The organism is Vibrio sp. OPT20 (genome assembly GCF_963889365.1).
GTDB lineage: Bacteria > Pseudomonadota > Gammaproteobacteria > Enterobacterales > Vibrionaceae > Vibrio > Vibrio splendidus.
In genome coordinates this window covers 1-16042 of the sequence record NZ_CAWPOA010000107.1, presented here as the reverse complement: position 1 = coordinate 16042, position 16042 = coordinate 1, and the positions used below count along the sequence as shown (strand labels likewise).

The following is a 16042-nucleotide window of genomic DNA, read 5'->3' as shown; positions in this document are numbered from 1 at the left end:
GTGTCATCACTGAACCAAAAATAATGCATATACAGAACAATCAAATACAACTGGCCCCGAGTAAAGGAACCGACATGACTCAAGCCATTTTAGAACTTAGCTCAATTGAGAAAGCCTTCCCTGGTGTTAAAGCACTGGATAAGGCAAGCCTCAACGTTTACCCAGGACGCGTAATGGCGTTAATGGGTGAAAACGGTGCAGGTAAATCAACGCTTATGAAAGTGCTTACGGGTATCTATCACTTGGACAGCGGCACTATCGCTTACCAAGGAAAACCAGCTGCATTTAAAGGACCGCGTGACTCTCAACAAGCAGGCATTAGTATCATTCACCAAGAACTGAACCTAATTCCTGAGTTAACCATTGCCGAGAACATCTTCTTAGGTCGTGAAATCACGGGCACCATGGGTCGCATCTTGTGGAACGAGATGTACCAAGAAGCCGACAAGCTACTTAAACGCCTTAACGTGAAACACAGCTCGAAAACACCTTTAGGCCAGTTGAGCCTTGGTGAGCAACAAATGGTAGAGATCGCAAAAGCCCTATCGTTTGAATCTAAGGTCATCATCATGGATGAACCAACCGATGCGCTCACTGATACCGAAACAGAGTCGCTATTTAAGGTGATTAACGAGCTACGTTCTGAAGGCTGCGGCATTGTTTACATCTCTCACCGCTTGAAAGAGATCTTTGAGATTTGCGATGACATCACCGTGCTTCGTGACGGTAAGTTCATTGGTCAGTGTGAAGTTAAAGACACCGACGAAGATGGCTTAATCGAAATGATGGTTGGCCGTAAGCTAGACGAACAATACCCACGTATCGGCCAGAGCCACGGTGAAACCTGTCTTGAAGTGATTGGCCTGACGGGTTCTGGTGTCCATGACGTGAGCTTTACTCTAAAGCGCGGCGAAATCCTGGGTGTATCTGGCCTTATGGGTGCAGGCCGAACTGAACTGATGAAAGTGATTTACGGTGCCCTTCCAAGTGAGCGCGGCGTCATCAACCTAGAAAACAAAACCATCAACCCTGTAAGCCCGAAAGACGGCTTGGCCAATGGCATTGCTTACATCTCTGAAGACCGTAAAGGCGATGGCCTTGTGCTAGGACTTTCAGTGAAAGAAAACATGTCGTTATGTGCACTGGATCTGCTGACTAATAAAGGTCAAATCCAACATAAAGATGAAGTGATTGCAGTCGATGACTTCATCAAGCTGTTCAACATCAAAACCCCGACTCGCGAACAAATTATTGGCAACCTTTCTGGCGGTAATCAACAGAAAGTGGCAATTGCTAAAGGCTTGATGACCAAACCAAAAGTACTGATTCTTGATGAACCCACTCGTGGTGTCGATGTCGGTGCGAAGAAAGAGATTTACCAACTCATTAATAAATTTAAAGCCGACGGCATGAGCATCATTTTGGTCTCGTCTGAAATGCCAGAAGTGTTAGGAATGAGTGACCGCATCATGGTGATGCATGAAGGCCGTGTAAGCGGTGAATTTGATGCTAAAGAAGCAAACCAAGAATTATTACTGGCGTGTGCGGTCGGTAAAAAGATCAACGAGGACGCAGCATGAGTACTAAAACCATGAGCAAAACAACCGAAGCTCCAAAGAAAAAACCGTTAATCAGCAAAGAGTGGCTGATTGATCAAAAGTCATTGATTGCTTTGATCTTCCTGATTGTTGTCGTTTCATTCTTAAACCCAAACTTTTTCACCGTCGATAACATCCTCAATATCCTACGCCAAACTTCGATTAACGCCATTATCGCAGTAGGTATGACACTGGTTATCTTAACCGCGGGTATCGACTTGAGTGTCGGCTCTGTACTGGCACTTTGTGGTGCTTTCGCAGCCAGCATGATTGGCATGGAAATCCCAGTGATGATCGCAGTGCCAACTGCTCTAGTAGCAGGCGCAGCATTGGGTGCGATCAGTGGCGTGATTATCGCCAAGGGTAAGGTTCAAGCCTTCATCGCAACGCTTGTAACAATGACTCTATTGCGCGGCGTAACCATGGTTTACACCGACGGCCGTCCTATCTCGACTGGCTTTACTGATACTGCAGACGCGTTTGCTTGGTTCGGTACAGGCTACGCAATGGGCATCCCAGTTCCAGTATGGATCATGGCCGTGGTATTCGCTGCAGTATGGTACCTACTTAACCACACACGCTTTGGTCGCTACGTTTACGCACTGGGTGGCAACGAATCAGCAACTCGCCTGTCTGGCATCGACGTAGACAAAGTAAAAATCGGCGTTTACGCAATCTGTGGTCTGTTAGCAGCGGTTGCAGGCATCATCGTGGCATCTCGTTTGTCATCAGCTCAACCTACCGCAGGTATGGGTTATGAATTAGACGCCATCGCAGCCGTAGTTCTTGGTGGCACAAGCTTAGCCGGCGGTCGTGGTCGCATCATGGGCACATTAATTGGTGCTCTGATTATCGGCTTCCTAAACAACGCCCTAAACCTATTAGACGTATCTTCTTACTACCAGATGATTGCAAAAGCAGTGGTTATTCTTCTGGCGGTATTGGTCGACAACAAAAACAAATAAAACCTATTCACATCCTAGGTTAATACAAGTAACACCCTAGTTTAATAAAAGTGACAGTTTGTTTTACCTTAAAATATTAGAATCTATAAATAATGTAACTACGAGCTAGGACTCACATCCTAGCTCACCCTACACAAAGGACTTACACCATGAAAAAATTAGCGACTCTTATTTCTGCTGCTCTTCTTTCTACAACGGTATCTGTGTCTGCACAGGCGCAAGATACAATGGCAATCGTTCTATCTACATTGAATAACCCATTCTTTGTAACCATGAAAGATGGCGCAGAAGCGAAAGCTGAAGAGCTAGGCTACAAGCTTATCGTTCTTGATTCTCAAAACGACCCAAGCAAAGAGCTTTCGAACATTGAAGATCTAACCATTCGTGGTGTTAAGGCAATCCTGATTAACCCTACAGATTCAGATGCAGTATCTAACGCTATTCGTATTGCTAACCGTTCAAACATCCCTGTACTAACGCTAGACCGTGGCGCGAGCCGTGGTGACGTAGTGAGCCACATTGCTTCTGATAACGTAATCGGCGGCGAAATGGCAGGTCACTTCATCATGGAAAAAGTAGGCGAGAAAGCGAAAGTAATCCAACTTGAAGGTATTGCTGGTACTTCTGCTGCTCGTGAACGTGGTGAAGGCTTCATGAACGCAGTAAACGGCAGCGACCTAGAGCTTCTAGCAAGCCAACCTGCTGATTTCGACCGTACTAAAGGCCTGAACGTAATGGAAAACTTGCTTGCTGCAAACCCAGACGTACAAGCAGTATTCGCTCAAAACGATGAAATGGCACTCGGTGCACTTCGCGCAGTTCAAGCTTCAGGTAAAGACGTAATGATCGTTGGCTTTGATGGCACTGAAGACGGCATCGCTGCTGTTAACCGTGGCCTACTTGGCGCAACGGTTGCACAACAACCTGACCTAATCGGTTCTTTAGGTGTTGAAATGGCAGACAAAGTACTAAAAGGCGAGACAGTAGACGAGTACGTACCAGTACCTCTAAAAATCATCGCTAAGTAATCGTTACTAGATAACACGATATAAAGCAGGGGTCCCCTATCCCCTGCTTTGCTTAGCTCATTGGCTCATTGGCTCAAAACAAAAAGCAAAACTCCGACAGTGCATCGCTGTTTCTCATGCCGCTTACAAACGAGAGCGCAGATAACACCATGAGAAAGACCCATGCATTTTCAAATACGATATATCATAAGGCTCGTATCATGACTCAACTGATTGTTTTAGGTAGCGTTAACGCTGACCACGTACTGCAAGTTCCTTCGTTCCCTCGTCCGGGTGAAACCTTGATTGGCGGTAACTATCAGGTCATCCCTGGCGGCAAAGGCGCAAACCAAGCGGTCGCTGCAGCAAGATTAAACGCAGACATTGGCTTTATCGCCTGTGTTGGTGACGACCCATTTGGGATCAATATTCGTCAAGACTTTGCCAAAGATGGCATCAACATCGACGGTGTGATCGTTGTAGAAAACACACCGACGGGCATCGCGATGATCCAAGTATCAGCAACAGGCGAAAACAGCATTTGTCTCTCTGCGGAAGCCAACAACAAGCTGACTTGCGACCAAATCGAACCGCATCTAGAGAAGATTCGCGGTGCTAAGTACCTGCTGACTCAGCTTGAAACGCCAATTGAAGGCATTGAATACGCTGCAAAAGTAGCAAAAGAGAGCGGCACGCAAGTGATTCTTAACCCGGCTCCTGCTCGTCCATTATCGGATTCACTGCTTGCTTGTGTTGATGTGATTACACCCAACGAAACCGAAGCAGAAGTGCTGACGGGCATTACCGTGACGGACAACGCATCTGCTCATCAGGCAGCTTTGGCTCTGCATGCTAAAGGCATCGAAACGGTAATGATCACGCTAGGCGCGAAAGGCGTTTGGGTGAGTCATCGTGGTCAAGGTAATGAAGCTAGCGAAGGTGAATTAATCGCAGGCTTCCGCGTTGAAGCTACGGACACAACCGCTGCTGGTGATACTTTCAATGGCGCATTAGTCACAGGCTTGCTTGAAGACATGCCATTAGAACGCGCGATTAAGTTTGCTCACGCTGCCGCTGCCATTTCAGTGACTCGCTTTGGCGCTCAAACGTCGATTCCAAGCCGTGCTGAAACCGATGCGTTTTTGGCAGAGCAACTGTCTGCTTAGCTCGATACCTATTTGAAGGGTTAACTCCTGAGCTAAACCGTAGTTAACGGATGTAAGCCTTCAAATTCGGTAACAACAAATATCAAGCATAAGCCCCTGTTTTCAGGCAGAATATCGCCCAACGTGGAAAAGTGATTCCCACAAGGATTTTATATGGCAACAATGAAAGACATCGCTCGGGTTGCAAAGGTTTCAACGTCTACCGTGAGCCATGTGATGAACAAATCACGTTTTGTCAGTGAAGAGATTGCTGAGCGTGTTAACAGTGCGGCCAAAGAACTCAACTACGCGCCGTCTGCATTAGCTCGCAGCTTAAAAATGAAGCAAACCAAAACCTTGGGCATGCTGGTTACCACCTCTACCAACCCATTCTTTGGTGAAGTAGTGAAAGGTGTTGAGCGTCGTTGCTACGAAAAAGGCTACAACCTCATCCTGTGCAACACCGAAGGCGATAGCGAACGCATGAAATCCTCTATCGATACTTTGCTGCAAAAGCGTGTTGATGGCTTGATGCTGATGTGTTCAACGCTTGAAGGTCAACATATCGATGTGTTCGAGCGCTACCCAGAGTTACCTGTCGTGGTAATGGACTGGGGTCCAATGCTGTTCGCAAGTGATAAAATCCAAGACAACTCGCATCAAGGTGGCTACATGGCGACCAAACACCTGATCGATAATGGTCACTCGGATATTGGCTGTATTACTGGCCCACTGCATCGCAACCAAGCTTCTTCTCGTTATCAAGGCTATAAACAAGCAATGGAAGAAGCGAATTTAGAGATCAACCCTAAGTGGATTGTTGAATCAAACTTCGAATGCGATGGTGGCTTTGATTCTTACCAAACATTGAAAGCTCGTGGTCAAATGCCTTCGGCCTTGTTCGTCAGCAACGACATGATGGCGATGGGTGTGATTCATGCGGCAGCTCAAGATGGCACATTGATTCCAAATGACCTGTCTATCATTGGCTACGATGACATCCACTTATCTAAGTACATGACACCCGCTTTAAGCACAATCCACCAGCCAAAGCACCGTTTAGGTAAAGCGGCAGTCGATACCCTGTTAAGCCGACTACAAACGCCAGACGCCTACCCGCAAGTCGTTGAACTAGAACCGACTCTTGTAGAGCGAAGCAGCGTAAAAGCGATTTAGGGCTCAACCCGCCCATGATACAGTTGAAAGCTAGCTTATTCGGGCTAGCTTTTTTGTCTTTGGCACATAATTACGACTCTTACTTGCTCCATAAATACCCTTTATATGCAGGACTTACATCCCCAACATATGCACTTGCGCGCTTAGCAACTATTTACGCACTTAGCTACTCATTATCATCTACACTAACAATGAAATGACATCGACATGGAGAGCGCTGTTTTATGATCGCGGGTTGGTTTGACAACATATCCCTACAGAAGAAGCTATTGGTTAGCTTTTTGATTCCTATCGCTTTGATGCTTATCGTTGCTTTTTCTGTTCATGACAACACCCGAAATATTGTGAAAGACAATAATTGGGTCGTTCATACACACAAAGCCATCGCTCGGGCTCAAGAACTTCTCAGCCTAACAGTAGACATGGAAACGGCTCAGCGTGGCTATCTGATCTCCGGTGACCTCGTGTTTTTAGAACCCTACTACTTGGCACTTGATGTATGGCCTCAAAAAATTCAAACCCTTGCGACTCAAGTGAGTGACAACCCACCTCAAGTAGAACGCCTTAATCGAATTGATGCTATCCACAACACATGGCTAGAAAAATCAGGAGAGAAAGAGATCATGCAGCGTAACCTCGTGAACAGAGGTGAAGCTGAAATGCAGAGTGTTGTCTATCTCACTCAGCAGCAAACCGGAAAAAAACTGATTGATGAGGTCCGTCAAGAGATTGCTCAATTTATTGAAATTGAACAACAACTTATCAGTGTCAGAGTCGCCAAGTCCGAAAGCTCAGCCAATCAAACCAGTTATGTACTCATTCTGGGAACACTGTTTTCGGTGTTTATCTCACTCCTTGTCGCTACGTGGTCGTCCAAGCGAATAAAACGAAGATTACACACTCTACTTCAAGCAGCGAACCAAGTTGCCGCTGGCCATTTGAAACAAGGCGCTGCGACTCTCGAACTTGGTTCAAAGAACGACAGCCAAGACGAAGTGGCTCTCCTCACACAAAGCTTTCAAAAAATGACAACAAACCTCGTAAAAAATGACAGCGAAATGCGAGAGAAAAATCAGGAGTTAGTCGAAGAAAGAACCAAAGCAGAAGCGGCGGTAAAGGCTAAGAGCGAGTTTCTGTCGACTATGAGCCACGAGATTCGAACGCCAATGAATGGAGTACTTGGTATCTCCCAGATCATTGCCAGCCAAACCCAAGAGCCGGAAACAAAAGAGAACATCGATCTCATTCTCGATTCTGGCCATCATTTAATGACGATACTCAACGACATATTAGATTTCTCGAAAGTGGAAGAAAATAAACTTGAGTTAGACTTTGCACCGTTTAATTTTGTCCAAGTAATACAACCTGTACGTAGCGCGCTTAAACCTTTGACCGATGAAAAAGGCATTCGCCTGTTAATCGAAAATAATATACCAACAAGCATCCAGCTGATCGGAGACTGTGCAAGATTACGTCAGATCATGTTCAACTTGGGCGGTAATGCGACCAAATTTACTAAAGAAGGTCACGTATCCATTCAAGCGGATCTCAACAGACCAAACAACCAACTTATTCTCACGGTAACAGATACGGGTATTGGCATTCCAAAAGACAAACACGAGCAAATCTTTAATTCGTTTGAACAAGCTGACACTTCAACCACAAGAAAGTTTGGCGGGACGGGGCTTGGCCTCGCGATCGTTAAGAATCTAGTCAGCCTAATGAATGGTGAAATAACACTGACGAGCGCTGTTGGGCTTGGCACAAAATTCCAAGTTTCTCTCCCTATCGCATGGCAAGAAGGAAAAACAGGGGATATCGTCACACCAGTAATCAATACAGAAAACCTGACTTGTGATTCATTGCGTATTTTATTGGTGGAAGACAATCGTATTAATGCGATCGTTGCACAAGGCTTCTGTGAAAAGCTCGGCCATCATGTTGATCTTTCGGAGAATGGTAAATTGGCAATTGAACGCCTCAAAATCAATCAATACGACCTGATCTTGATGGACAATCACATGCCGGAAATGAACGGGATCGAGACCACTCAGTACATCCGCGAGAAACTAAAACTCGACACCTTGATATTCGCCTACACGGCCGATGTTTTCCGTGAAGCTCATGACAACTTCATTCAAGCCGGTGTCGACCATATTCTGACTAAACCTCTGCAACAAGAGAGCTTTTTCGACGCCCTGCAACAATTTTCGAATCGATTACCTAAGCAAATAAAAACCGAAGGCTCGACTGACATCAAAAATATCGTCGAACTTCATCGCAAGCCAATTGAAACACTGAGATTAACAGAAGAAGAGATAAGTCAGTCAGAAGTGATACGCATACTTAAAGACGACACGGAAGGATTCAGCTTACTTATCGATTCAACCATTATTGAGTTCGAACAGTCTGTTGATCGAGTCATCGAATACTATTTATCGAAGGAGCTGGAGCCACTATGTCGCACTTTGCACTCCATTAAAGGTATGTCGCTAAACTTAGGTCTCAACATGCTTTCTAAGCAGGCATTAGAGCTAGAAGTACAGGCAAAAGATCAGCAACTGCCTGATATTGAACTGCTGCAAAGCTGCTCAATCGACTGACGGTCAACATACATCAAGCTCAGCGGATGAAAGCCGTTAATTCGATTGAGCGCCAGACTCAAATGAATGATAAAACTTAAAAAAATTCACTCTCAAACCAAAGCGCAAGGTTTAATCACTTTGCGCTTTTCGATCTTATGTCGCTCTAGTCTTTGTTCTAACGATTTAACGGTCTAACGGTCTAACGGTTTAACAGGGCGGTTATTTGCTGGATCTCATCTTCGACATCAATACCATTGTATTGCGGCGCAATCGAGAGATCTTGAATACTCACAGTTTCTACAGATTGCTTGTCGTTGAGCTGAAGCATTAAGTCTCCCTTTGGTGAATAGGTTCTACTGCTACCACAATAAGTCGCGGTAAACGCATCAACCACATCCTGCCCAACGCGATTACACGTCACGACATGACACCCCTCTTCTAAAGCTCTCGCTTGAGCAATAGCAAAGCTATGATGACCACCAAAATTCGCGGGATGGAGAACAACGTCGACCGACTGATACGCTCTCATGATCTCCGGGAACCAAATATCAAAGCAAATCGCAACACCAAACTTTAAGCCCTTGAGCTCAAATGTAAGGAGCTCACACCCACGTGAAAAATACTGTTTGTCGAATTTGGTTTGACTGACTTTTCTGTATTTATGAAGTAAACCTGAACCATCAACCACCACGACGCTATTGTAATATTGGCCGCTATCTTTCTCGGCAATACCAGCAACAATCAAGGTGTGATGCTTCGCTGCCATCTGAGTTAACGAATCAATAGTAGTACTGTCGTTGAAATCTTCTGCCAGTTCATGAATTTCTTCAGCATCGTTAAAAATATATCCAGTAGTGAACAATTCAGGCAACAGAGTGATATCCCCGACTGTCGATTCCGCTTCCAAAAGATCAGAGACCGACTCAATGTTCTTTTGTTTGTTTTTATATTCAACTTCAAGCTGAACAAGGGTGACGCTGACATTATTCAAAATCGAATCCTTGCTAGGTAATACTTCAAACTGTAATACTTCAAACTAGAGACTAAGAACGACAGAGTAAGGCAATCCCCTATCGCTTTCTTATTCGCACGCCAAAGGTTGAAGCAGGCGCACAGTCCTGTACGCATTTCAAATCTGCCTACGGCGCTAATTTAGGCTCTGGCAAAACGGGAGGCGTGCTGTCCATATAGGTTAAGAAATTTGCCCACACTTCATGCGTGCGCTGCTTGGTTAACGTTGTCTTGCAGGAAAGCGCCATAAGGCCTCGTATTGAACCATCACGCCATTGGGTGTACACAGAGTTACAATGAGCCGACATATACGCCTGCCAGCTCTCCTGAGCCTTCTTAATTGACGCCACCAGCTCAGCATCATAAGCATCGTGCTCAAAGCTGGCTGTAAGGTATTTATCCAGTTCCGCTTGTGCAGTTTCCAACTCAATTGCGGCACAGTGATTGATCTCTAGCGTGTTCATAGCATTCTCGCAATCGACTGTCTTTTCAACAGCGAGCACAGAGCACGAGAAGTAAGCCAAACCGAACAGTGTTATCGCTCTTTTCATAAAAATCCTTGATTCTGTCATCAATAATCTGTGTTTCGGTTAACTGAAACACAGATTATTGAGTCAATTTCCTTCAATATCCTAATCGTTTATAACTCTAGTCTTTATAGGGTTATAAATATCTTTTATTCGTATTAGTACTGCAAAACCAAGTAAAATCTACAAAGAAAAATCGGCTAAACATCAATATGTTACTGGTAAAATCGAAAAAACATTATCTTTATCAATAATTCATGCGTTTATTCACAATATTTATTATTTTCCTTGCTACCTAATCGTTAAATTTATAAATTAAATCGAATGCTCACTTAGATCGGTAGTCTTACTCCAACTATGGATATCAATTACCCGAATATTGCTAAAACATCTTTATGCTTCGTTGTTTCCTTTTGTATATCAATGGCAATGCTAATTCCGGCTACGCCTTTTCATTACCAAACGTTGACTGAAGACTCATCCAAACAACTAGAGCAAAAACTGAGGCACATTCAATCTCAATTCGATTACTTTTTGACTGAGGTTGAGCACGGGCAATCATGCGAGTCCGTGGTTACTCGGCTGAGACAAACGGTTTTTGATACCGACTGGATTAAAGAAGCGGCGTTGTTTAATAAAAATGACCAATTTTATTGTTCAACAACAGAAGGTGACGTCTCATTCCGTCTCTTTAAATCCATCAGAGAGCGCTTGAATTCCGATCCAAACATGACCACGTTGTCTTATACCAATGCTGCGATCACTAAAGTCAATTCCATCATGCTCATTTCTTCTAACGAAGATAATGCGGGAATTAGCTTAATGATCCCTCCTCATTTCCTGTACGACATAGTAAATCGAAATCTATCCAATTTTGGTATCGAATCAAAAGTAAAAGTAATTGATAAAAGCATATCCTTACCAAACGAAGGGACATATTTACAGAAAGTAGTCATTGTTTCTGATAAATACCCACTAACCGTTACCTCATATATTGGGTATCAGTATTACTTTAATTACCTCTTACGTTACTCTTGGTTCGGTTTCCTATTTGCAGGAATCGCGACAATTATCGCCGTGTCTATCAGGCACAATAAACAAAACCACAGAAGCTTAGAGTATTCATTATCTGATGCATTAAGAAACGATCACTTGCATGTCCACTTGCAGCCTATCGTTAACCATAATACTCATGAAATAGTCGGTTGCGAGTCTCTGTTGAGGTGGCATGACCCAATCGAAGGTAACGTATCTCCCGCAATATTCATCCCTCTTGCAGAAAGCTTAGGGTTAATAGAAGACCTCACGTACTTCGTGTTACGTGAAGTATTAGCCATGATCAACAGCAACCAACACCTGTTTCAATCAAGGTATGTCAGCGTCAACATAAGCCGGAATGTGCTATCAAATAGCAACTTCGCAAGCAAGGTGAGTCATATATACAAGAAGAACCCAGGCATTCTCAAGCAGGTGGTATTTGAGGTCACAGAGGATGGTGAATGTTCTGATGCCGATATGGTTAAGATTAAAGACAACCTAACCAAACTATCGAATATGGGCGTAAGAGTTGCGATTGATGATTTTGGTACGGGCTATGCGGGCTTAGACTTTGTGAGACAATTCCCGTTCAGCATTCTCAAAATCGATCGCGTGTTTGTGAAAAACATTTCAGACGAATCAAGCCTTGGTATCCCTTTGTTGGAGTCCATGCTTCAGTTGTCCCGCACCTTAGGTATGCAAGTGATCGTCGAAGGGGTTGAGTACGAGTCCCAAGTGAACATCTTGTCTAAACTGGGCGTCGACTATATCCAAGGCTTCTATTTTTATAAGCCGATGCCAATAAGCCTAACGATAAGTTTGCTCAGACAGCAACATATGGCTGCAGATAATGAAGACAAACTCTCATCCACCTCAACGCCAGAATGGGAACAAGTCTAAGCAGACTCATTGATGGCAGCAGGCCTCACAATATTTTTACTTCGAGTTAGGACACTTGGAGCGTTTCCAACGAACATAAGAACGTAGTTCACGCCCCTAAAATACATGCGTGGTATCTAGATACCACGCATGTATCTGAGAGTGAGCGGTTTCTTTCAATGTTACGCTTCACCGTTTACTCATAATCAAAACATTGCTGTTTGAGCCAATGGCCTAACGTTCTGATTTCAAACTGCTTGGCTCTCGAATTTTTGTAGACAAAGTACATATTGTCGCCAGTCGGTAAGTCGTGCATTGGGATACGAACCAAGTTTTGTTGAAGATCTTGATCATTAAGAAAGTAGTCGTTCAGGAACGCGATACCTTGATGGTATTTCACGGCCTCAGCAGCCAGTACCATGTGGCTGAATTGGCTGATTTTCACATCCTTTGGCAGGCTGAAACCACCGAGTTCACACCACTTAGCCCAGTCTTTCGCTTCACCGCCATCCTTGAAGATTGAACTTACTGAAAGTAACTGCTGATCCCACAGTGCCTCTGGCAAAGGTTTATCTTCGATTCTCTGCCACACCTTTTGGCTACAGAACGGATAGAGCTGCTCTTTGTATAGGAAGTCACTAACGTAGTTTTTCTTTGGCGGGTAGGCAGTAATAAAGCAGTCGGCAACTTGATCCGAGAACTCAGGCTCATCGGCCACCATACTTAACGTTAAGTCGATTTCTGGATGCTGTTGGCGTAAGTTTTCGAGCCTAGGTACCAACCATTTCACGGCCAGAGAACTGTACATTGCAATCCGAATTTTGCCACTGTCACCCTCGCGGATTTGGTAGCTGGCTTGCGCGATATTCTGCAATGAATGAGACACCTCTTCGTAGTAACGCTCTCCTATCGGGGTGAGCGATAAACGCCTTCCCTGACGCACAAACAAGGTTTCACCTAAGTATTCCTCCAGCAAGCGAACCTGATGACTCACTGCACTTTGAGTAACATGAAGCGCTATCGCCGCCTGAGAAAAGCTATTAAAACGAGCGACCGACTCGAAACATTGTATTGCTCTTAAAGGTGGTAATTTCATTATTAGTTCAGCTCATACTAAGTGAATTTTTATCATTATATATGAAACGATTTTATGCATTAAGATTACGCCATCACATTTCTTCATTTTATCTTTAACTCACACTGAACACGCATCAGTCAATGATAGGAGCTTCATCATGCCTTCAATGTCTGTTGGAATGGCAATGAGTTTACTCATTGTCGGTAATCTAATTGCGGTTTTCTCTGATGCCTTAATTAAAACCTTGGGCGAAGACATTGCTGTATTTCAATTTGTCTTCTTCAGACAGCTAACTGCCGTGTTAATCCTTCTGCCTTTTTGTTTTGGCGTGAGTAAAAAGAGCTTCACCGACGGGCTGAAATGGCATGCCCTGCGCGCGCATATATGGTTACTGGGTGCAATCTTTATGGTGTTTGCCATCAATGCTATGCCATTGGCCACCGCCAACGCGATTTTCTACGCCGCACCTTTGATGATGCTGCCGTTAGCCTTGGTATTTTTCAAAGAACAACTCAGCCGCTACTCAGTTGCTGCTGGAATATTTGGCTTTATGGGCGTTCTGGTCATCATTCGCCCGACAGAGATCGATTGGGCGGCCATTGCAGCGCTTATCGTAGCGTTAACCATTGCCAGCAATAACTTATTGATCCGTAAACTCCCGAAGCACCAAACCGTGGCACAAACCTTGTTGTTAACCAATTTAGCAGGCGTTCCGGCATCACTTGGACTCGCCATTTGGGAAGGCCGTGAATGGGATTGGTCACCACTGATCACTGCCGCAGGTTCAAGTGGCTTTATCCTCATCTACGCAGCGATATGTGTCGTCACTTACCGATCGGCAGAAAGCAATAAAATCGCCAGTGCTGAATACAGCGGCTTACTCGGTGCGGTGGGAGTTGGGTTGGTCTGGTTTGGTGAAATGCCTGATATTGCAATGGCGATTGGTACTGCAATGATCATATTGCCACTCATCTGGCTGGCTCGAAATGAAAAGAAGCAAAGATAGCGAAACGTATTGATACCAGGCCCTGAATACCAAGCGAAATGAGTAAGGTATCACTTCAGACAAGAGCTTGAATTAATATGAACAATGTGAAGCCGTAACGGTAAAAGCCACGGCTTCACATCTTTGTCTCTTCGTCTCTTGGTCTCTTGGTCTCTTCGAGCTGAGCTTAAAGAGAAATAGAAAGCGAACAAAGGGATGAGTGAGTCAGCTAATTAGACTAGTTCGTCGCTTTTGAATCGGATGAATTTGCCGCTTTCGTCGCTTCTTCAGCGGTTTTCTTACCAAATACCGTATCCATCATAAAACCAATACGCTTAGATGCATCACCGAACTTGTTCGGGTTAGCCGTATATGGAACTTTAAACTCTACTTCACCGACTCTTTGCCCGTTTTGATAAGCATTGATCTCCGCTTGCTTTAAGAACAACGCTAAGTCCCAGCTCCAATGGCCTTCATACTCCAATGTCAGCTTATCAAGATCGTGCTTAGACTTATCTGGTACGACGGTGTAGGTATAATCGTTATCTTGCAGCCACGCTTCCATGGTATTCAAGAACCCTTCACGTGTTTCAGCGTCTTTAACGATAACAACATCCACTTCAGTCGTAGGTTCTGGAATCGCGCTCCCTGTGTAACGAGGGGCTCCACAACCTGCCAAAATTAAAACCGAAAGCGATAATAGTAGGTATTTTTTCACGTTATATATCCATTAACAATTAACTGCGTAAATGATACCACATCAAAAAAATGACATATTATATATAAGCAAAGGTTAATCAGACATTCCTTGTTACATAAGGCACTAAAAAACAACGAAAGAAAATGCGAAGACGATGGGTCTCCTTGGAGGGACATTTAATTTCATCGCATCGTTGAGTGCATAAAAGGAATATCATGGAAAAGAAACTTCAAACGAAATTGGCGACCAGCCTACTGCTATTGCGAGTCGGCATTTTTATCGTCTTCTTGTTCTGGGGCTTAGATAAGATTCTGGTACCAGAGCACGCTACAAAGGTGCTGTCTGGCTTTTACGGTATCAACATTTCGGACAACGCAATAATGGCTATGGGTGTCGCTCAGCTCGGCTTTTTAGGCGCGTTCGTCGTCGGCATGTGGAAAAAGTACACCTACGGCGCCATTTTAGTCCTGCATGCAGGTTCAACCTTCGCCTCTTTTGGAAAATACATGGACCCGTTCAATAACCTTCTATTCTTCGCCTCTTGGCCAATACTCGCAGCCTGTATCGCGATCTTCTTACTTCGTGACTACGACACTTACAGCGTTTCCAACTAACACAAAGGGCGCCGTTATTGGCGCCCTGTTTGGTTAGACCGATTCTTATCAACCTAAAATACTCTGTTAGCTATATGACCCTATTTACATTTCTATAAGTTACTAGAAACCCTGTCAAACCTATTGAGAGAGCAACAATACATACTCCCCTCAGTATTGCATCATTGAGATAAGCTGAGTAGAAAAGCATTGCAATAAATGCACTACATGACACCAAAAAAGGTGCGATTGAGCGATGGGTAAAACGTGAAGTATCAACCACACTATAACGATCTAGAACCAAATCCAAGAGCAAGAGTATGTGCATAACAAACAAAACATTTAGTACTGGAAGTACCCAGTAAAACCAACCATCTACAGGAAAACTAAATAGTTGAACAAAGGTAAGATGAGCCAATATAGAAAAAAAAATACTTTTCCAACCATTCGAGCTACTTTGTACTCTAATACGGTATGTTCGTCGGGCAACAGAAGCAAGTGGCTTGGCTGAAGAAACCAAAATAGCCAACCAAACTATAAGTAATACCATGATTCAAGAGCCTCTAAATTAAGGTTTACGAGCTATTCTGAATTAGATATCTAGAACTATTTTACCCTAAGATATCGACACTTTACGGATGCACATAACGCCTTGCTCTTGCGAATCCCCTCATAATTAGGCATAAAAACAATGAGGTAGACGCGCATCGCCGTCTTTGATCTAATGAATATCGCTGAACACACATTTCGAACAA

12 protein-coding genes and 1 pseudogene are annotated in these 16042 nt (G+C 44.2%); 9 read left to right on the top strand and 4 right to left on the bottom strand.

Annotated features, from left to right (window positions below):
- Positions 1–74: 74 nt before the first annotated feature.
- The 6 genes and pseudogenes from rbsA to AACR09_RS23130 all read left to right on the top strand — a co-directional run bounded on the left by rbsA (position 75) and on the right by AACR09_RS23130 (position 8574).
- Complete coding sequence (gene rbsA, locus AACR09_RS23155) at positions 75–1580, top strand: ribose ABC transporter ATP-binding protein RbsA (protein WP_017089899.1); 1506 nt, start codon at positions 75–77, stop codon at positions 1578–1580.
- Positions 1577–2563 carry a ribose ABC transporter permease gene (rbsC, locus tag AACR09_RS23150; protein WP_004730344.1) on the top strand — a complete coding sequence of 329 codons (987 nt, stop codon included), beginning with the start codon at positions 1577–1579 and terminating at the stop codon, positions 2561–2563. The genes rbsA and rbsC overlap by 4 nt, the downstream gene beginning before the upstream one ends.
- A 149-nt stretch (positions 2564–2712) precedes the next feature.
- Entirely contained in the window at positions 2713–3591 is an 879-nt protein-coding gene (gene rbsB, locus AACR09_RS23145) for a ribose ABC transporter substrate-binding protein RbsB (RefSeq protein WP_009844904.1), read from the top strand.
- 200 nt (positions 3592–3791) lie between these two features.
- On the top strand, positions 3792–4736 hold the full coding sequence (gene rbsK / locus AACR09_RS23140) for a ribokinase (RefSeq protein ID WP_193835771.1): 945 nt from the start codon (positions 3792–3794) through the stop codon (positions 4734–4736).
- Positions 4737–4889: 153 nt separating this feature from the next.
- Entirely contained in the window at positions 4890–5891 is a 1002-nt protein-coding gene (locus tag AACR09_RS23135; protein ID WP_004730338.1) for a substrate-binding domain-containing protein, read from the top strand.
- 224 nt (positions 5892–6115) lie between these two features.
- Positions 6116–8574: pseudogene (locus AACR09_RS23130) on the top strand (CHASE3 domain-containing protein).
- 101 nt (positions 8575–8675) lie between these two features.
- On the opposite strand, the gene AACR09_RS23125 reads toward AACR09_RS23130, so the two are convergent.
- Entirely contained in the window at positions 8676–9467 is a 792-nt protein-coding gene (locus AACR09_RS23125) for a carbon-nitrogen hydrolase family protein (protein ID WP_193835770.1), read from the bottom strand.
- Positions 9468–9615: 148 nt separating this feature from the next.
- Positions 9616–10038, bottom strand: a complete 423-nt coding sequence (locus tag AACR09_RS23120; protein ID WP_193835769.1) for a lysozyme inhibitor LprI family protein — start codon at positions 10036–10038, stop codon at positions 9616–9618.
- A gap of 333 nt (positions 10039–10371) precedes the next feature.
- On the opposite strand from AACR09_RS23120, the gene AACR09_RS23115 reads away from it, so the two are divergent.
- Entirely contained in the window at positions 10372–11952 is a 1581-nt protein-coding gene (locus tag AACR09_RS23115; RefSeq protein WP_193835768.1) for an EAL domain-containing protein, read from the top strand.
- 175 nt (positions 11953–12127) lie between these two features.
- Here the strand turns inward: AACR09_RS23115 and AACR09_RS23110 are convergent, their stop codons facing one another.
- Positions 12128–13027, bottom strand: a complete 900-nt coding sequence (locus AACR09_RS23110) for a LysR family transcriptional regulator (RefSeq protein WP_193835767.1) — start codon at positions 13025–13027, stop codon at positions 12128–12130.
- 139 nt (positions 13028–13166) lie between these two features.
- Here AACR09_RS23110 and AACR09_RS23105 point away from each other — a divergent pair, with 139 nt between their 5' ends.
- Positions 13167–14015: a DMT family transporter gene (locus tag AACR09_RS23105; RefSeq protein WP_004730326.1), complete on the top strand. Its 849-nt coding sequence runs from the start codon at positions 13167–13169 to the stop codon at positions 14013–14015.
- 217 nt (positions 14016–14232) lie between these two features.
- On the opposite strand, the gene AACR09_RS23100 is transcribed toward AACR09_RS23105, so the two are convergent.
- Positions 14233–14712 carry an Sbal_3080 family lipoprotein gene (locus tag AACR09_RS23100; protein WP_017089890.1) on the bottom strand — a complete coding sequence of 160 codons (480 nt, stop codon included), beginning with the start codon at positions 14710–14712 and terminating at the stop codon, positions 14233–14235.
- A gap of 197 nt (positions 14713–14909) precedes the next feature.
- On the opposite strand from AACR09_RS23100, the gene AACR09_RS23095 reads away from it, so the two are divergent.
- The gene (locus tag AACR09_RS23095; protein ID WP_193835766.1) at positions 14910–15308 is read left to right on the top strand and encodes a hypothetical protein; all 399 of its coding nucleotides are present in this window, start codon (positions 14910–14912) and stop codon (positions 15306–15308) included.
- Positions 15309–16042 lie beyond the last annotated feature (734 nt).